The organism is Pseudomonas graminis (assembly GCF_001705435.1).
Taxonomy (GTDB): Bacteria; Pseudomonadota; Gammaproteobacteria; order Pseudomonadales; family Pseudomonadaceae; genus Aquipseudomonas; species Aquipseudomonas graminis_B.
The window spans coordinates 252841-270506 of the sequence record NZ_MDEN01000060.1 but is presented as its reverse complement, the minus strand read 5'-3'; the positions used below and the strand labels follow the sequence as shown (position 1 = coordinate 270506).

Genomic DNA, 17666 nt, shown 5'->3' with positions numbered 1-17666 from the left:
AAGGCCTTGAAAGACCTACTGAATTTGCTGAAAAACCAGGGTCAAGTCGAAGAGTTCGACGCTATCCGTATTGGATTGGCGTCGCCTGAGATGATCCGTTCGTGGTCGTTCGGTGAAGTTAAAAAACCGGAAACCATCAACTACCGTACGTTCAAACCTGAGCGTGACGGCCTGTTCTGCGCCAAGATCTTTGGCCCGGTCAAGGATTACGAGTGCCTGTGCGGTAAGTACAAGCGCTTGAAGCATCGTGGCGTCATCTGCGAGAAGTGTGGCGTTGAAGTCGCGCTGGCCAAAGTCCGTCGTGAGCGCATGGCTCACATCGAGCTGGCTTCGCCGGTAGCTCACATCTGGTTCCTGAAATCGCTGCCGTCCCGTATCGGCTTGCTGATGGACATGACCCTGCGTGATATCGAACGCGTTCTCTACTTCGAGAGCTATGTCGTTATCGATCCGGGCATGACCACGCTCGAAAAAGGGCAACTGCTAAACGACGAGCAATACTTCGAGGCTCTCGAAGAGTTCGGTGACGATTTCGACGCCCGTATGGGTGTCGAGGCTGTCCGCGAGCTGCTGCACGCTATTGATCTGGAACACGAGATTGGCCGGCTGCGCGAAGAGATTCCGCAAACCAACTCCGAGACCAAAATCAAGAAGCTGTCCAAGCGTCTGAAGTTGATGGAAGCCTTCCAGGGTTCCGGCAACCTTCCAGAATGGATGGTGTTGACCGTCCTGCCGGTTCTGCCGCCAGATCTGCGTCCACTGGTCCCGCTGGATGGTGGTCGTTTCGCGACTTCCGACCTTAACGATCTCTATCGTCGAGTGATCAACCGTAACAACCGCTTGAAGCGCCTGCTCGATCTGTCTGCTCCTGACATCATCGTGCGCAACGAAAAGCGCATGTTGCAGGAAGCTGTGGATGCGTTGCTTGATAACGGTCGTCGCGGTCGCGCCATCACAGGTTCGAACAAGCGTCCTCTGAAATCCCTGGCTGACATGATCAAGGGTAAGCAGGGCCGTTTCCGTCAGAACTTGCTCGGTAAGCGTGTTGACTACTCTGGCCGTTCGGTAATTACCGTAGGTCCGACCCTGCGTCTGCATCAGTGCGGTCTGCCCAAGAAGATGGCACTGGAGCTGTTCAAGCCGTTCATTTTCGGCAAGCTCGAGATGCGTGGTCTCGCTACCACCATAAAAGCTGCCAAGAAAATGGTCGAGCGCGAGCTGCCAGAAGTCTGGGACGTTCTCGCCGAAGTCATTCGCGAACACCCGGTGCTCCTGAACCGTGCGCCGACGCTTCACCGTCTGGGGATCCAGGCGTTTGAGCCGGTTCTCATCGAAGGTAAAGCGATCCAGCTGCACCCGTTGGTCTGTGCGGCATACAACGCCGACTTCGACGGTGACCAGATGGCTGTTCACGTGCCGCTGACGCTGGAAGCCCAGCTCGAAGCCCGTGCGCTGATGATGTCGACCAACAACATTCTGTCGCCAGCGAACGGTGAGCCAATCATCGTTCCTTCGCAGGACGTTGTATTGGGTCTGTACTACATGACTCGTGAAGCGATCAACGCCAAAGGCGAAGGTCGTGTATTCGCGGATCTGCAGGAAGTGGACCGTGTATTCCGTGCGGGCGAAGCCGCTCTGCATGCAAAAGTGAAAGTGCGCATCAACGAAACGATCAATGATCGTGACGGTGGCAGCGTCAAGAACACTCGTATCGTCGACACAACCGTCGGCCGTGCGCTGCTGTTCCAAGTGGTTCCGGCCGGCTTGTCATACGACGTCGTCAATCAGCCGATGAAGAAGAAGGCAATCTCCAAGCTGATCAACCAGTGCTACCGCGTGGTTGGCCTGAAAGAGACTGTAATCTTCGCTGACCAGCTGATGTACACCGGTTTTGCCTATTCGACGATCTCGGGTGTCTCCATCGGCGTTAACGACTTTGTTATCCCTGATGAAAAAGCTCGCATCATCGACGCAGCAACCGATGAAGTGAAAGAAATCGAGAGTCAGTACGCCTCCGGCCTGGTTACCCAGGGCGAGAAGTACAACAAGGTGATCGACCTCTGGTCCAAGGCCAACGATGAAGTCTCCAAGGCGATGATGTCGAACCTCTCGAAAGAGAAGGTTGTCGATCGTCACGGTGAGACCGTTGATCAGGAATCCTTCAACTCGATGTACATGATGGCTGACTCGGGTGCGCGGGGTTCCGCAGCACAGATTCGTCAGTTGGCAGGTATGCGGGGTCTGATGGCCAAGCCGGATGGCTCGATCATCGAGACACCGATCACTGCTAACTTCCGTGAAGGTTTGAGCGTTCTTCAGTACTTCATCTCGACGCACGGTGCTCGTAAGGGGCTTGCGGATACCGCGTTGAAAACCGCGAACTCTGGTTACCTGACTCGTCGTCTTGTAGACGTGGCACAAGATCTGGTCGTTACCGAGGTTGACTGCGGTACTGAACACGGTCTGGTCATGACGCCGCACATTGAAGGTGGCGACGTCGTAGAGCCGTTGGGCGAACGCGTATTGGGTCGAGTGATCGCCCGTGACGTATTCAAGCCTGGCACTGAAGATGTCATCGTTCCGGGCGGCACACTGGTTGACGAGAAGTGGGTTGAATTCATCGAGCTGAACAGCATCGACGAAGTGATCGTACGCTCTCCGATCAGCTGTGAAACACGTTTCGGTATCTGCGCCAAGTGCTATGGCCGTGATCTGGCGCGCGGTCACCAGGTGAACATCGGTGAGGCGGTCGGCGTTATCGCGGCTCAGTCGATCGGTGAGCCGGGTACCCAGCTGACCATGCGTACATTCCACATCGGTGGTGCGGCAAGCCGTACTTCTGCTGCTGACAGTGTTCAGGTGAAGAACGGCGGTATCGTTCGTCTGCACAACTTGAAGCACGTTGAGCGTCTTGATGGTCACCTGGTCGCGGTGTCGCGTTCCGGTGAATTGGCAATCGCCGACGAGTTCGGTCGTGAGCGCGAGCGCTACAAGCTGCCGTATGGTGCTGTGATTCTCGTGAAGGAAGGTGACAAGGTCGACGCCGGGTCCATCGTGGCCAAGTGGGACCCACACACTCACCCAATCGTCACCGAGATGAAAGGTACCGTGACCTACGTGGGCATGGAGGAAGGTATTACGATCAAGCGCCAGACGGACGAATTGACCGGTTTGACGAACATCGAAGTACTGGATGCCAAAGATCGTCCTGCAGCAGGTAAAGACATTCGTCCTGCGGTCAAGATGGTTGGTGTTGACGGTAAGGATCTGCTGCTGCCGGGTACTGACGTACCGGCTCAGTACTTCCTGCCGGCAAACGCCCTCGTCGGTGTTGCGGATGGTGTGCAAGTGGGTGTGGGTGACGTTATCGCCCGTATCCCGCAAGAGACCTCCAAAACCCGTGACATCACTGGTGGTCTGCCGCGCGTTGCCGACTTGTTCGAGGCGCGTCGCCCTAAAGAAGCATCGATCCTGGCTGAAGTCAGCGGTACGATCGCGTTCGGTAAAGAGACCAAAGGCAAGCGTCGTCTCGTTATCACGCCAAACGATGGTACCGATCCGTACGAAGAGCTGATTCCAAAATGGCGTCATCTGAACGTCTTCGAAGGTGAGCAAGTCAGCCGTGGTGAGGTTATCTCCGACGGCCCAAGCGATCCGCACGATATCCTGCGCCTGCTGGGTGTCAGCGCTCTGGCGAAATATATCGTCAACGAGATTCAGGACGTTTACCGCCTGCAAGGCGTGAAGATCAACGACAAGCACATTGAAACGATCCTTCGTCAGATGCTGCGTAAGGTCGAGATCGCTGAGTCTGGCGACTCCAGCTTCATCAAGGGTGACCAGATGGAGTTGACGCATGTCCTGGTTGAAAACGAGCGCCTTGCGACCGACGAGAAATTTGTTTCCAAATTCACTCGTGTGTTGCTTGGTATCACCAAGGCGTCGCTGTCCACCGAATCGTTCATCTCGGCGGCCTCCTTCCAGGAGACCACTCGCGTACTGACCGAAGCGGCGGTTACCGGCAAGCGCGATTATCTGCGCGGCCTGAAAGAAAACGTGGTAGTGGGTCGTCTGATCCCTGCAGGTACCGGTCTGGCATATCACAGCGAGCGCAAGCGTCGTCGTGAAGCCGACAAGCCGATGCGTGTAAGTGCGAGCGAAGTTGAAGCCGCGCTCACTGAAGCGTTGAACTCAAGCAGTAATTGAGAGTAGGGCCCCGATTTTCACAGTCATTGGTCTCAACCGGTTGATGGGTTGCCAGTGGCTGTGGACATCGGGGCTTTGCCTTGACTGGGGGCAGGATCCTCTTTAGACTCTTGTACCCCTAAATCTGGCGGGACGTATGTCCTGCCATTTTGCTTTTCTTGTAAGACAATAGCGTCGCAAGACAACAGTGGAGCTAGTAGATGGCAACTATCAACCAGCTGGTACGTCAGCCGCGTAAGCGTATCGTCGAGAAATCCGACGTGCCTGCGCTGCAGAACTGCCCGCAGCGTCGTGGTGTGTGCACTCGCGTGTACACAACTACGCCGAAAAAACCTAACTCGGCACTGCGTAAAGTATGCCGTGTGCGTCTGACCAACGGTTTCGAGGTTTCCTCGTACATCGGCGGTGAAGGCCACAACCTGCAAGAGCACAGCGTCGTACTGATTCGCGGCGGCCGTGTAAAAGACTTGCCAGGTGTTCGTTACCACACCGTCCGCGGTTCGTTGGATACCTCCGGTGTCAAAGGTCGTAACCAGGGTCGTTCGAAGTACGGTACCAAGAAGCCTAAGTAGTAGCGGCTTTTTGAAAAAAATTGAATCATCTTATTTTCTGAGTCGATAAGAGTAAGGTCGGAGGCGCCATTAGGTGCTGATTCCGAGCGAACCTGAAGACCGTTTGAGGGCTTATCCATGCCAAGAAGACGCGTAGCAGCCAAGCGCGAAGTGCTTGACGATCCAAAATACGGCAGCCAGATTCTGGCCAAGTTCATGAACCACGTTATGGAAAGCGGCAAGAAAGCCGTCGCCGAGCGTATCGTTTATGGCGCGCTGGAAAAGGTTAAAGAACGCAAGAACTCCGATCCCCTGGAAATCTTCGAGAAAGCTCTCGACGCCATCGCTCCGCTGGTCGAAGTGAAGTCGCGCCGTGTAGGCGGTGCTACTTACCAGGTCCCGGTCGAAGTTCGTCCGTCCCGTCGTAATGCTCTGGCAATGCGTTGGCTGGTAGACTTCGCGCGCAAGCGCGGTGAGAAGTCTATGGCTCTGCGTTTGGCTGGCGAACTGTTGGACGCCGCCGAAGGTAAAGGTGCTGCGGTCAAGAAGCGTGAAGACGTGCACCGTATGGCTGAAGCCAACAAAGCTTTCTCGCACTACCGCTTCTAATTTCAGCGTCACTAATTTTGCGAGGGCTTTATGGCTCGTACTACACCGATCAGCCGTTACCGTAACATTGGTATCGTCGCTCACGTGGATGCTGGTAAAACCACCACCACCGAGCGCGTCCTTTTTTACACCGGCAAAAGCCACAAGATGGGCGAGGTGCATGATGGCGCCGCGACCACCGACTGGATGGTTCAGGAGCAGGAGCGTGGTATTACCATTACTTCTGCTGCTATTACTGCCTTTTGGCAGGGTTCCGAGAAGCAGCACAAAGACCAATATCGCTTCAACGTGATTGACACCCCGGGCCACGTAGACTTCACGATTGAAGTTGAGCGTTCCCTGCGTGTACTCGACGGCGCGGTCGTTGTTTTCTGTGGTACCTCTGGCGTAGAGCCTCAGTCCGAAACCGTATGGCGTCAAGCCAACAAGTACGGCGTTCCACGTATTGTTTACGTGAACAAAATGGACCGTGCTGGCGCAAACTTTCTGCGGGTAATTGCCCAGATCAAGCAGCGTTTGGGTCACACTCCGGTGCCGATCCAGTTGGCAATCGGTTCTGAAGACAACTTCCAAGGTCAGATAGATCTGATGTCTATGGAAGCGGTCTACTGGAACGATTCCGACAAAGGTATGGTCCCTGTTCGCAAGCCTATCCCTGCAGAGCTGCAGGAGCTGGCTGACGAATGGCGCAGCAACATGGTTGAGGCTGCGGCTGAAGCCAGCGAAGAGCTGATGAACAAATACCTTGAGGGTGAGGAACTCACCAACGAGGAAATCAAGGCTGCTCTGCGTCAGCGTACTATTGCTGGTGAGATCGTTCTTGCTGTTTGCGGTTCTTCCTTCAAGAACAAGGGTGTTCCCCTGGTTCTCGACGCTGTGATCGACTACCTGCCGGCTCCAGTCGACATTCCTGCTATCAAGGGTTCGAACCCTGATAACGAGGAAGAGGAAATGGAGCGTCACGCGGACGACAACGAGCCGTTCTCGGCTCTGGCGTTCAAGATCGCTACCGATCCATTCGTGGGTACGCTGACCTTCGTCCGTGTTTACTCGGGCGTGTTGGCATCCGGCGACGGCGTGATCAACTCGGTCAAGGGCAAGAAAGAGCGCGTGGGTCGTATGGTGCAAATGCACGCAAACGCTCGCGAAGAGATCAAGGAAGTACGCGCTGGCGACATCGCGGCCTTGATCGGCATGAAGGATGTCACCACTGGTGAAACCTTGTGCAACGCTGACAAGCCAATCATCCTGGTTCGGATGGACTTCCCGGAGCCGGTTATTTCGGTTGCCGTAGAGCCTAAAACCAAGGATGACCAGGAAAAAATGGGTATCGCACTGGGCAAGCTTGCTCAAGAAGACCCGTCTTTCCGCGTCAAAACTGATGAAGAGACTGGTCAAACGATCATCTCTGGCATGGGCGAGCTGCACTTGGACATCCTGGTTGACCGGATGCGCCGTGAGTTCAACGTCGAAGCCAACATCGGTAAGCCTCAGGTTTCGTATCGTGAGCGCATCACGAAGAACTGTGAAATCGAAGGCAAGTTCGTTCGTCAGTCCGGCGGTCGTGGTCAGTTCGGCCACTGCTGGATCCGTTTTGCACCTGCTGACGAAGGTCAGGAAGGTCTGCAATTCGTGAACGAAGTAGTGGGTGGTGTGGTTCCTAAGGAATACATCCCGGCTATCCAGAAGGGTATCGAAGAGCAGATGAAGAACGGCGTTGTCGCCGGCTATCCGCTGATCGGCCTGAAGGCTACCGTGTTTGATGGTTCTTACCACGACGTCGACTCGAACGAGATGGCGTTTAAGGTGGCTGCTTCCATGGCGACCAAGCAACTGGCCCAGAAGGGCGGCGGTGAGTTGCTTGAACCGATCATGGCTGTAGAGGTTGTTACGCCTGAAGACTATATGGGTGACGTGATGGGCGACCTTAACCGTCGTCGCGGCATGATCCTGGGTATGGAAGATACGGTCTCCGGCAAGGTAATTCGTGCCGAGGTTCCGTTGGGTGAGATGTTCGGTTATGCGACCGACGTTCGCTCCATGTCCCAAGGTCGCGCAAGCTACTCTATGGAATTCAAAAAATACAATACAGCTCCGTCGCACATCGTCGAAACTGTAACCAAAAAACAAGGCTGATTCAGCGCCTTTAGGCTAGGAGTTATTTGTCGTGGCTAAAGAAAAATTTGATCGTTCCCTTCCGCACGTCAACGTTGGCACCATCGGTCACGTTGACCATGGTAAAACCACGCTGACCGCTGCTCTGACTCGCGTCTGCTCCGAAGTCTTCGGTTCGGCTCGTGTTGACTTCGATAAGATCGACAGCGCACCAGAAGAGAAGGCTCGCGGTATCACCATCAACACTGCTCACGTTGAGTACAACTCGTCTGTACGTCACTACGCACACGTTGACTGCCCGGGTCACGCTGACTACGTCAAGAACATGATCACCGGTGCTGCCCAGATGGACGGCGCTATCCTGGTTTGTTCGGCTGCTGATGGTCCGATGCCACAGACTCGTGAGCACATCCTGCTGTCCCGTCAGGTAGGCGTTCCGTATATCGTGGTCTTCCTGAACAAGGCTGACCTGGTAGACGACGCTGAGCTGCTGGAACTGGTTGAGATGGAAGTGCGCGATCTGCTGAGCACTTACGACTTCCCAGGTGACGACACTCCAATCATCATCGGCTCCGCCCGTATGGCGTTGGAAGGCAAAGACGACAACGAGATGGGCACCACTGCCGTCAAGAAGTTGGTTGAAACTCTGGACAGCTACATCCCTCAGCCAGAGCGTGCTGTCGACAAGCCGTTCCTGATGCCAATCGAAGACGTATTCTCGATCTCTGGTCGCGGTACTGTTGTGACTGGTCGTGTTGAGCGCGGTATCGTCAAGGTTCAAGATCCACTGGAAATCGTTGGTCTGCGTGACACTACCGTCACCACCTGCACCGGTGTTGAAATGTTCCGTAAGCTGCTCGACGAAGGTCGTGCTGGCGAGAACTGCGGCGTTCTGTTGCGCGGCACCAAGCGTGACGACGTTGAGCGTGGTCAGGTTCTGGTCAAGCCAGGTACCGTCAAGCCTCACACTCAGTTCGAAGCTGAAATCTACGTTCTGAGCAAAGAAGAAGGCGGTCGTCACACTCCTTTCTTCAAAGGCTACCGTCCACAGTTCTATTTCCGTACTACCGACGTAACTGGTAGCTGCGAACTGCCGGAAGGCGTTGAGATGGTTATGCCAGGTGATAACGTGAAAGTTTCCGTTACCCTGATCAAGCCAATCGCAATGGAAGACGGTCTGCGTTTCGCTATCCGTGAAGGCGGTCGTACCGTCGGCGCTGGCGTCGTAGCCAAAATCATCGCGTAAGCGATGATCTTCAAAAAGAGCCCCCGCTTGCGGGGGCTTTTTTATTGGGTTGACACCCTGTTAGCTCGTCTATAGAATTGCGCCTCCTTTAAACGGGCGTATTGCGCTCGGTGGGAAGTAGCCTGGAGTCTGAAATCCAATGCAAAATCAGCAAATCCGTATCAGGTTGAAGGCTTTTGACCATCGCCTGATCGACCAATCCACCCAGGAAATCGTGGAAACCGCGAAACGTACTGGTGCTCAAGTGCGTGGTCCGATTCCACTCCCTACCCGTAAAGAGCGGTTCACCGTTCTGGTTTCTCCGCACGTCAACAAAGACGCGCGCGACCAGTACGAGATCCGTACTCATAAGCGTGTTCTGGACATTGTCCAGCCAACGGATAAAACCGTTGATGCGCTGATGAAGCTTGATCTTGCGGCAGGTGTGGAAGTACAGATCAGCCTCGGCTAAGACTCGGGTCTTGGTCGTGTAACGCTCTGAAATGGGCGGCCATAGCGGGTGAAAGCCCCGTACACTCATGAGGTTTACAACATGACTATTGGTGTAGTCGGTCGTAAATGCGGTATGACCCGTATTTTCACCGAAGAAGGTGTCTCCATTCCGGTTACGGTCATTGAGATCGAGCCGAATCGCGTCACCCAGTTCAAAACCGAAGAAGTCGATGGCTATCGTGCAGTGCAAGTCACTGTCGGCGTGCGTCGTGCTTCCCGTGTGACTGCTGCTCAAGCAGGTCACTTCGCTAAGGCGAACGTTGCCGCTGGTCGTACTGTCTTGGAATTCCGTCTTGAAGAAGGCGAATACAAGGCTGGCGATCTGATCAATGCAGAAATCTTTGCTGCTGGCCAGATGGTAGATGTTACCGGTCAGTCCAAAGGTAAAGGCTTCCAAGGTACTATCAAGCGCCACAATTTCCGTGGCCAAGATAATACTCACGGTAACTCCGTGTCCCACCGCGTCCCGGGCTCTATCGGCCAGTGCCAGACTCCTGGTCGTGTATTCAAGGGCAAAAAAATGTCCGGTCATATGGGCGCTGAGCGCGTGACCGTGCAGTCCCTGGAAGTAGTGCGCGTGGACGCTGAACGCAATCTGTTGTTGGTCAAGGGTGCTGTTCCTGGCGCTACTGGCGGCAATGTGGTTGTACGTCCAGCAGCCAAGGCTCGCGGTTAAGGGGAAGCTGACATGCAATTAAATGTAAATGACGCCCAAGCGATCGAAGTTTCCGAACTGACATTTGGCGGCGAATTCAACGAGACGCTGGTTCACCAGGCAGTCGTGGCCTACATGGCTGGCGGTCGTCAGGGCAGCAAGCAGCAAAAGACCCGTTCTGACGTATCCGGTGGCGGTAAGCGCCCTTGGCGTCAAAAGGGTACTGGCCGTGCTCGTGCCGGTACTATCCGTAGCCCGATCTGGCGCGGCGGCGGTACCACTTTCGCAGCACGTCCTCAGGATCATTCTCAGAAGCTCAACAAGAAGATGTATCGCGCTGCACTGCGCTCCATCCTTGCTGAACTGGTTCGCACTGATCGTCTGGTCGTGGTTCAGGATTTCGCTGTTGAATCGCCGAAAACCAAAGATCTGCTGGGCAAGCTGAGCGACATGAGCCTGACCGACGTTTTGATCGTGTCGGACGCTGTTGATCAGAACCTGTACCTGGCTGCTCGTAACCTGCCGCACGTTGATGTGCGTGATGTTCAAGGTTCCGATCCAGTTAGTCTGATCGCATACGACAAAGTGTTGATCACTGTGTCGGCCGTGAAGAAATTCGAGGAGCTGCTGGGATGAACCAGGAACGCGTATTTAAAGTTCTGCTTGGCCCGCACGTTTCCGAGAAGGCTACGGTTCTGGCAGACAAAAAAGGTCAGTTCGTTTTCAAGGTTGCTACTGATGCAACCAAGCTGGAAATCAAGAAGGCCGTCGAAAGCCTGTTCAGCGTGAAAGTAGAGCGTGTCACTACCCTGAATGTTATGGGTAAGACCAAGCGCACTGCTCGCGGTCTGGGCAAGCGTAATGACTGGAAGAAGGCAGTTATCTCCCTTCAGCCAGGCCAAGATCTCGATTTCAGCAGCAGTGCTGAGTAAGGAAGGGGTGCATCATGGCAATCGTTAAATGCAAACCGACTTCCCCTGGCCGCCGTTTTGTGGTCAAGGTGGTCAACCAGGAGCTGCACAAAGGCGCTCCTCACGCACCGCTGCTCGAGAAAAAATCGAAGACTGGTGGTCGTAACAACAATGGCCGCATCACTACTCGTCACATCGGTGGTGGTCATAAGCAGCATTATCGTCTGGTCGATTTCCGTCGCAACGACAAGGATGGCATTTCTGCCACCGTCGAGCGTATTGAATACGATCCAAACCGTACTGCTCACATCGCACTGCTGCTGTACGCAGACGGCGAGCGTCGTTACATCATCGCGCCTAAAGGCGTGAGTGCTGGCGACCAGCTGATCGCAGGCGCTCTGGCTCCAATCAAGCCAGGCAACGCTCTGCAGCTGCGCAACATTCCAGTGGGTTCTACCGTTCACGGCATCGAATTGAAGCCGGGTAAAGGTGCCCAGATCGCTCGTTCCGCTGGTGCATCTGCACAGCTGATCGCTCGTGAAGGTGTCTACGTGACCCTGCGTCTTCGCTCCGGTGAGATGCGTAAAGTTCTGGCTGAATGCCGTGCGACTCTGGGCGAGGTCTCGAACTCCGAGCACAGCCTGCGTTCGCTGGGTAAAGCTGGTGCCAAACGCTGGCGTGGCGTTCGCCCAACCGTTCGTGGTGTTGCCATGAACCCGGTTGACCACCCACATGGTGGTGGTGAAGGTCGTACCTCTGGTGGTCGTCATCCGGTATCGCCGTGGGGCTTCCCGACTAAGGGCGCGAAGACTCGTGGTAATAAGCGTACCGACAAAATGATCGTCCGTCGTCGCAAGTAAATAGAGGGATACGACAGTGCCACGTTCTCTGAAAAAAGGTCCTTTTATTGATCTTCACCTACTGAAGAAGATCGAAGTGGCGGCGGAAAAGAACGATCGCAAACCAGTTAAGACCTGGTCGCGCCGTTCTATGATCCTGCCACAAATGGTCGGTTTGACCATTGCTGTGCATAACGGTCGTCAGCATGTTCCTGTTCTCGTGAACGAAGACATGGTCGGCCACAAACTAGGCGAGTTTGCCGGTACCCGCACTTATCGTGGGCACGTGGCAGACAAGAAAGCCAAGCGTTAAGGGGTAAGGAACGATGGAAGTAGCCGCTAAGTTGTCGGGCGCTCGAATCTCCGCCCAGAAAGCCCGCTTGGTCGCCGACCAGATCCGCGGGAAGAAGGTGGGCGAAGCGCTCAACCTGTTGGCTTTCAGCAGTAAGAAAGCCGCCGAGATCATGAAGAAAGTGCTGGAGTCGGCCGTAGCCAACGCCGAGCATAACGAAGGCGCAGACGTTGATGACCTTAAGGTCTCCACCGTTTTCGTCAACGAAGGGCGTTCGCTGAAGCGAATCATGCCACGTGCCAAAGGCCGTGCTGATCGCATCGTCAAGCGGTCTTGCCATATCACTGTCAAGGTTGCTGACAAGTAACGGAGTCGAAGAGATGGGTCAGAAAGTACATCCCATTGGCATTCGCCTGGGAATCGTCAAGGAGCACACCTCCGTCTGGTACGCAGACGGTCGGACTTATGCGGACTATTTGTTCGCTGATCTGAAGGTGCGAGAGTATCTCCAAGACAAACTAAAAAGCGCGTCCGTAAGCCGTATCGATATCCATCGTCCGGCGCAGACTGCACGCATCACCATCCACACCGCTCGTCCAGGTATCGTTATCGGGAAGAAAGGTGAAGATGTTGAGAAACTGCGTCAGGACCTGACCAAGCAAATGGGTGTGCCTGTGCACATCAATATCGAAGAGATCCGTAAGCCGGAGCTCGACGGTATGCTGGTTGCGCAGAGCGTAGCTCAGCAGCTGGAGCGTCGTGTAATGTTCCGTCGCGCTATGAAGCGCGCAGTGCAGAACGCCATGCGCATTGGTGCCAAAGGCATCAAAATCCAAGTGAGCGGTCGTCTCGGCGGTGCTGAAATTGCACGTACTGAATGGTATCGCGAAGGTCGTGTGCCTTTGCACACCCTGCGTGCCGACATCGACTATGCCAACTACGAAGCTCACACCACTTATGGTGTGATCGGTGTAAAGGTTTGGATCTTCAAAGGCGAAGTAATTGGTGGTCGCCAAGAAGAGCTGAAGCCGCAAGCACCAGCGCCTCGTAAAAAAGCTGCTAAGTAAGGGGTACGCCAAATGTTGCAACCTAAGCGTACGAAGTTCCGCAAGCAGATGACCGGCCACAACCGTGGTCTGGCACTGCGCGGTAGCAAAGTCAGCTTCGGCGAGTTCGCGCTGAAGTCTGTTGCTCGTGGTCGTCTCACCGCTCGTCAGATCGAGTCAGCGCGTCGCGCACTGACCCGTCACGTTAAACGTGGCGGCAAGATCTGGATCCGTGTATTCCCGGACAAGCCTGTTACCAAAAAGCCCCTCGAAGTTCGGATGGGTAAAGGTAAGGGTAACGTGGAGTACTGGGTTGCCCAGATTCAGCCAGGCAAAGTCCTGTATGAAATCGAGGGTGTTTCCGAAGAGTTGGCGCGTGAGGCTTTCGCCCTGGCTGCTGCAAAGCTGCCGCTCGCCACCTCCTTTGTTAAGCGGACGGTGATGTGATGAAAGCGAATGAACTTCGTGAAAAATCAGCACAGCAACTGAACGAGCAACTGCTCGGCTTGCTGCGCGACCAGTTCAATCTGCGCATGCAGAAAGCAACTGGCCAGTTGGGGCAGTCTCACCTGCTCTCGCAAGTTAAGCGTGACATCGCTCGCGTGAAGACTGTGCTCAACCAGCAGGCAGGTAAGTAATCATGGCTGAAGCCGAAAAAACCGTCCGTACGCTGACTGGCCGTGTCGTCAGCGACAAGATGGACAAGACCATCACCGTACTGATCGAGCGTCGCGTCAAGCACCCAATCTACGGTAAATACGTTAAGCGTTCGACTAAGCTGCACGCGCACGACGAAACCAATCAGTGCCACATCGGCGACAAGGTCACTATTCGTGAAACTCGTCCGATGGCCAAGACTAAATCTTGGGCGCTGGTTGATGTTCTCGAACGCGCTGTGGAAGTCTAAGGGCTAGGGGTCGGAGAAATTATATGATTCAGACTCAATCCATGCTCGATGTGGCCGATAACAGCGGCGCACGCCGCGTTATGTGCATCAAGGTGCTTGGTGGCTCTCATCGTCGTTACGCTGGTATCGGTGACATCATCAAAGTTACCGTCAAGGAAGCAATTCCGCGCGGTAAGGTGAAGAAAGGCCAAGTGATGACTGCCGTAGTAGTCCGCACTCGCCACGGTGTTCGTCGCGCAGACGGCTCCATCATCCGCTTTGATGGCAACGCTGCTGTTCTGTTGAACAACAAGCAAGAGCCGATCGGCACCCGTATCTTTGGGCCAGTGACCCGTGAACTTCGTACTGAGAAGTTCATGAAGATCGTCTCGCTCGCCCCAGAAGTGCTGTAAGGAGATCCGACATGCAAAAGATTCGTCGTGACGACGAGATCATCGTGATCGCCGGCAAAGACAAAGGTAAGCGCGGTAAGGTGCTCAAGGTTCTCGCTGACGACCGTCTGGTCGTTGGTGGGATCAACCTGGTGAAGCGTCATACCAAGCCAAACCCGATGTCGGGCGTACAGGGCGGTATCGTCGAGAAAGAAGCGCCACTGCACGCTTCTAACGTCGCCATTTTCAACGGCGCAACCAACAAAGCTGATCGCGTTGGTTTCAAAGTTGAAGACGGCAAGAAAATTCGTGTCTTCAAGTCGACCCAAAAAGCGGTTGATGCTTGAACACTGCTAGGTAGAAGACCATGGCACGACTAAAAGAGATTTACTGGAAAGAAATCGCACCGAAGCTTAAGGAAGAACTTAAGCTTTCGAACGTGATGGAAGTTCCACGCGTTACCAAGATCACCCTGAACATGGGTCTGGGCGAAGCGATCGGTGACAAGAAAGTCATCGAGCACGCTGTTGCAGACCTGGAAAAAATCACCGGCCAAAAAGTCGTTGTGACTTACGCTCGCAAATCTATCGCAGGCTTTAAAGTCCGTGAAGGTTGGCCGATCGGTGTCAAAGTGACTCTGCGCCGTGAGCGTATGTATGAATTCCTGGATCGTCTGCTGTCGATCTCCCTGCCTCGGGTCCGCGACTTCCGCGGCCTGAATGCCAAGTCCTTCGATGGTCGTGGTAACTACAGCATGGGCGTTAAAGAGCAGATCATTTTCCCGGAAATCGACTACGACAAGATCGATGCCCTGCGCGGTCTGGACATTACCCTGACCACCACTGCTCGTACGGACGAAGAAGGTCGCGCATTGCTGCGTGCTTTCAAGTTCCCGTTCCGCAACTGATTGGAGTAGGACCATGGCCAAGAAGAGCATGAAAAACCGTGAGCTGAAGCGTCAGCTCACCGTTGCCAAGTACGCTACCAAGCGTGCTGCGCTGAAAGCGATCATCGTGGATCTGAACGCAAGTCCAGAAGCACGTTGGGAAGCAACGGTCGCACTGCAGAAGCAACCACGTGACGCAAGTGCCTCGCGCATGCGTAACCGTTGCCGCCTGACAGGTCGTCCGCACGGCGTATATCGCAAGTTCGGCCTCGGCCGTAACATGCTGCGTCAAGCAGCAATGCGTGGCGACGTACCAGGTCTGGTTAAAGCCAGCTGGTAAGCAGCTATTCTCGCACTGCGTCCATCGTGATCACCATGAACCGATGGGCGTAGAGCCTGAATTTGAATCAAGCCCCTTTTGGGGCTTGATTCATTTCTGGGGTGCGCCTAGAATTGCCGGCTCGCCAGAGCCCGTGCTTGCACGTGCCCGAAATTTTAAGGCGATAGGTTGTAGCCGTAAGGCTCATTTTTTTTGTATCAGGAGCGTCTAGCCCATGAGTATGCAGGACCCGTTAGCGGACATGCTAACTCGTATCCGTAATGCCCAGATGGCTGAAAAGCCCGTCGTAAGCATGCCATCCTCCACGTTGAAGGTGGCTGTAGCCAAAGTCCTGAAGGACGAAGGTTACATTGCGGGTTATCAGATCAGCAGCGAAACCAAGCCGTTGCTATCCATCGAGCTGAAGTACTTCGAAGGCCGTCCGGTCATCGAAGAAGTGAAGCGCGTTAGCCGTCCAGGCCTGCGTCAGTACAAGTCCGTCGATGAGTTGCCAAAAGTTCGTGGCGGCCTCGGTGTGTCTATCGTCTCCACCAACAAAGGTGTGATGACGGATCGTGCTGCGCGCGCTGCCGGTGTCGGCGGCGAAGTGCTTTGCACTGTGTTCTAAGGGGGGGATAAGCATGTCACGCGTAGCTAAGAACCCCGTTAAGTTGCCAGCAGGCGTCGAAGTTAAACTCGTCGGCCAGCAGCTTTCGGTGAAGGGTGCCAAGGGCACTCTAGACCTGAACATTCATTCGGCCGTTGAAATTGTTGAAGCAGCCGGTGAGTTGCGTTTTGCTGCTCGCAATGGCGATCAACAAACTCGCGCAATGGCTGGTACCACTCGTGCGTTGGTAAACAACATGGTCCAAGGCGTAAGCCAAGGCTTTGAGCGCAAGCTCCAGCTGGTCGGTGTTGGTTACAAAGCGCAAGCAAAAGGCACGGTGCTGAACCTGGCCCTTGGCTTCTCGCACCCAGTGGACTACGAATTGCCGGAAGGCATCACCGCTGAGACTCCCAACCAAACCGATATCGTCATCCGCGGTATCGACAAGCAGTTGGTTGGTCAAGTGGCCGCTGAGATCCGCGACTTCCGCCGTCCAGAGCCGTACAAAGGCAAAGGCGTGCGTTACGCGGACGAAGTCGTCCGTCGTAAAGAAGCCAAGAAGAAGTAGGGCATAGCAAATGACCGTCAAAAAAGTTACCCGACTGCGTCGCGCTCGCAAAGCACGCCTGAAAATGCACGAACTCGAAGTCGTGCGTCTCTGCGTGTACCGCTCTTCGCAGCACATTTATGCCCAGGTCATCTCGGCCGACGGCAGCAAAGTCTTGGCAAACGCCTCGACTTTGGACAAAGAACTGCGTGATGGCGCCACTGGCAACATCGACGCGGCCACTAAAGTTGGCCAGCTGATCGCTGAGCGTGCGAAAGCCGCCGGTGTATCGAAAGTGGCTTTTGATCGTTCTGGCTTCAAGTACCACGGTCGCGTTAAGGCGCTGGCTGATGCTGCTCGTGAAGGCGGGCTGGAGTTCTAAGTTATGTCAAATAACGACCAAAAACGCGACGAAGGCTACATCGAGAAGCTGGTACAAGTTAATCGCGTAGCAAAAACCGTTAAAGGCGGCCGTATCTTCACTTTCACCGCGTTGACCGTGGTTGGTGATGGTAAAGGGCGCGTTGGCTTCGGCCGTGGTAAGTCACGTGAAGTGCCTGCCGCGATTCAGAAGGCAATGGAAGCTGCTCGCCGCAACATGATCCAGGTTGATCTGAACGGCACTACGCTGCAGTACGCCATCAAGTCCGCTCATGGGGCTTCGAAGGTTTACATGCAGCCTGCGTCGGAAGGTACTGGCATCATCGCTGGCGGTGCAATGCGCGCCGTCCTCGAAGTTGCTGGCGTCCACAACGTTCTGGCCAAGTGCTACGGTTCGACTAACCCGGTCAACGTTGTTCACGCAACGTTCAAGGGTTTGAAAACCATGCAGTCCCCTGAGTCCATCGCCGCTAAACGCGGCCTGAACGTCCAGGAGATCTTCTGATCATGGCTACCGTTAAAGTAACGCTGATCAAAAGCATGACCGGCCGCATCCCTAACCACAAATTGTGCGTTAAGGGTTTGGGTCTGCGTCGCATCGGTCACACTGTAGAAGTCGTTGATACCCCGGAAAACCGTGGGATGATCAACAAGGCTTACTACATGCTGCGAGTCGAGGGTTAATC

25 protein-coding genes are annotated in these 17666 nt (G+C 54.7%); all 25 read left to right on the top strand.

From position 1 onward, the window contains the following. Positions 1 to 6: 6 nt before the first annotated feature. The 25 genes from rpoC to rpmD all read left to right on the top strand — a co-directional run bounded on the left by rpoC (position 7) and on the right by rpmD (position 17664). Positions 7 to 4206, top strand: coding sequence for a DNA-directed RNA polymerase subunit beta' (rpoC, locus tag BBI10_RS10620; RefSeq protein ID WP_065988461.1), 4200 nt, complete (start codon positions 7 to 9; stop codon positions 4204 to 4206). 200 nt (positions 4207 to 4406) lie between these two features. Beyond that, positions 4407 to 4778, top strand: coding sequence for a 30S ribosomal protein S12 (rpsL, locus tag BBI10_RS10615; RefSeq protein WP_002555494.1), 372 nt, complete (start codon positions 4407 to 4409; stop codon positions 4776 to 4778). 117 nt (positions 4779 to 4895) lie between these two features. Further along, the gene (gene rpsG, locus BBI10_RS10610) at positions 4896 to 5366 is read left to right on the top strand and encodes a 30S ribosomal protein S7 (RefSeq protein WP_002555493.1); all 471 of its coding nucleotides are present in this window, start codon (positions 4896 to 4898) and stop codon (positions 5364 to 5366) included. 30 nt (positions 5367 to 5396) lie between these two features. Beyond that, the gene (fusA, locus tag BBI10_RS10605; RefSeq protein WP_065988460.1) at positions 5397 to 7502 is read left to right on the top strand and encodes an elongation factor G; all 2106 of its coding nucleotides are present in this window, start codon (positions 5397 to 5399) and stop codon (positions 7500 to 7502) included. 31 nt (positions 7503 to 7533) lie between these two features. Further along, positions 7534 to 8727, top strand: a complete 1194-nt coding sequence (tuf, locus tag BBI10_RS10600; RefSeq protein WP_024646116.1) for an elongation factor Tu — start codon at positions 7534 to 7536, stop codon at positions 8725 to 8727. 139 nt (positions 8728 to 8866) lie between these two features. Beyond that, positions 8867 to 9178: a 30S ribosomal protein S10 gene (gene rpsJ / locus BBI10_RS10595; protein WP_003186070.1), complete on the top strand. Its 312-nt coding sequence runs from the start codon at positions 8867 to 8869 to the stop codon at positions 9176 to 9178. A gap of 81 nt (positions 9179 to 9259) precedes the next feature. Continuing rightward, complete coding sequence (gene rplC / locus BBI10_RS10590; RefSeq protein ID WP_065988459.1) at positions 9260 to 9895, top strand: 50S ribosomal protein L3; 636 nt, start codon at positions 9260 to 9262, stop codon at positions 9893 to 9895. 12 nt (positions 9896 to 9907) lie between these two features. After that, positions 9908 to 10510: a 50S ribosomal protein L4 gene (gene rplD / locus BBI10_RS10585; protein WP_065988458.1), complete on the top strand. Its 603-nt coding sequence runs from the start codon at positions 9908 to 9910 to the stop codon at positions 10508 to 10510. Continuing rightward, complete coding sequence (gene rplW / locus BBI10_RS10580) at positions 10507 to 10806, top strand: 50S ribosomal protein L23 (RefSeq protein ID WP_065988457.1); 300 nt, start codon at positions 10507 to 10509, stop codon at positions 10804 to 10806. The genes rplD and rplW overlap by 4 nt, the downstream gene beginning before the upstream one ends. A 14-nt stretch (positions 10807 to 10820) precedes the next feature. Next, complete coding sequence (rplB, locus tag BBI10_RS10575; RefSeq protein WP_003176423.1) at positions 10821 to 11645, top strand: 50S ribosomal protein L2; 825 nt, start codon at positions 10821 to 10823, stop codon at positions 11643 to 11645. Between the two features lie 16 nt (positions 11646 to 11661). Then, positions 11662 to 11937 (top strand): 30S ribosomal protein S19, encoded by a 276-nt coding sequence (gene rpsS / locus BBI10_RS10570; protein ID WP_002555486.1) that lies wholly within the window; start codon positions 11662 to 11664, stop codon positions 11935 to 11937. Between the two features lie 13 nt (positions 11938 to 11950). After that, positions 11951 to 12283 carry a 50S ribosomal protein L22 gene (gene rplV, locus BBI10_RS10565; protein WP_003103908.1) on the top strand — a complete coding sequence of 111 codons (333 nt, stop codon included), beginning with the start codon at positions 11951 to 11953 and terminating at the stop codon, positions 12281 to 12283. 13 nt (positions 12284 to 12296) lie between these two features. Continuing rightward, a complete protein-coding gene (gene rpsC / locus BBI10_RS10560; RefSeq protein ID WP_003176422.1) occupies positions 12297 to 12983 on the top strand; it encodes a 30S ribosomal protein S3 in 687 nt (228 codons plus the stop codon). A 12-nt stretch (positions 12984 to 12995) separates the two neighbouring features. Further along, positions 12996 to 13409 (top strand): 50S ribosomal protein L16, encoded by a 414-nt coding sequence (rplP, locus tag BBI10_RS10555; protein ID WP_003186052.1) that lies wholly within the window; start codon positions 12996 to 12998, stop codon positions 13407 to 13409. Then, on the top strand, positions 13409 to 13600 hold the full coding sequence (gene rpmC, locus BBI10_RS10550; protein WP_002555481.1) for a 50S ribosomal protein L29: 192 nt from the start codon (positions 13409 to 13411) through the stop codon (positions 13598 to 13600). Before rplP ends, rpmC begins: the two co-directional genes overlap by 1 nt. Positions 13601 to 13602: 2 nt before the next feature. Continuing rightward, the gene (rpsQ, locus tag BBI10_RS10545; RefSeq protein ID WP_003194644.1) at positions 13603 to 13869 is read left to right on the top strand and encodes a 30S ribosomal protein S17; all 267 of its coding nucleotides are present in this window, start codon (positions 13603 to 13605) and stop codon (positions 13867 to 13869) included. 23 nt (positions 13870 to 13892) lie between these two features. Further along, a complete protein-coding gene (gene rplN, locus BBI10_RS10540) occupies positions 13893 to 14261 on the top strand; it encodes a 50S ribosomal protein L14 (RefSeq protein ID WP_002555479.1) in 369 nt (122 codons plus the stop codon). Between the two features lie 11 nt (positions 14262 to 14272). Next, positions 14273 to 14587, top strand: coding sequence for a 50S ribosomal protein L24 (gene rplX, locus BBI10_RS10535; protein WP_002555478.1), 315 nt, complete (start codon positions 14273 to 14275; stop codon positions 14585 to 14587). Between the two features lie 20 nt (positions 14588 to 14607). Next, positions 14608 to 15147, top strand: a complete 540-nt coding sequence (gene rplE, locus BBI10_RS10530) for a 50S ribosomal protein L5 (protein WP_037017720.1) — start codon at positions 14608 to 14610, stop codon at positions 15145 to 15147. A 13-nt stretch (positions 15148 to 15160) separates the two neighbouring features. Further along, positions 15161 to 15466 (top strand): 30S ribosomal protein S14, encoded by a 306-nt coding sequence (gene rpsN, locus BBI10_RS10525; RefSeq protein ID WP_003186042.1) that lies wholly within the window; start codon positions 15161 to 15163, stop codon positions 15464 to 15466. 214 nt (positions 15467 to 15680) lie between these two features. Beyond that, complete coding sequence (gene rpsH / locus BBI10_RS10520; RefSeq protein WP_037017722.1) at positions 15681 to 16073, top strand: 30S ribosomal protein S8; 393 nt, start codon at positions 15681 to 15683, stop codon at positions 16071 to 16073. Positions 16074 to 16086: 13 nt separating this feature from the next. Further along, complete coding sequence (gene rplF, locus BBI10_RS10515) at positions 16087 to 16620, top strand: 50S ribosomal protein L6 (protein WP_065988456.1); 534 nt, start codon at positions 16087 to 16089, stop codon at positions 16618 to 16620. 10 nt (positions 16621 to 16630) lie between these two features. After that, on the top strand, positions 16631 to 16981 hold the full coding sequence (rplR, locus tag BBI10_RS10510; protein WP_065988455.1) for a 50S ribosomal protein L18: 351 nt from the start codon (positions 16631 to 16633) through the stop codon (positions 16979 to 16981). Positions 16982 to 16984: 3 nt separating this feature from the next. Then, complete coding sequence (gene rpsE / locus BBI10_RS10505) at positions 16985 to 17485, top strand: 30S ribosomal protein S5 (protein ID WP_037017729.1); 501 nt, start codon at positions 16985 to 16987, stop codon at positions 17483 to 17485. Between the two features lie 2 nt (positions 17486 to 17487). Next, positions 17488 to 17664 (top strand): 50S ribosomal protein L30, encoded by a 177-nt coding sequence (gene rpmD / locus BBI10_RS10500; protein WP_028621547.1) that lies wholly within the window; start codon positions 17488 to 17490, stop codon positions 17662 to 17664. Positions 17665 to 17666 lie beyond the last annotated feature (2 nt).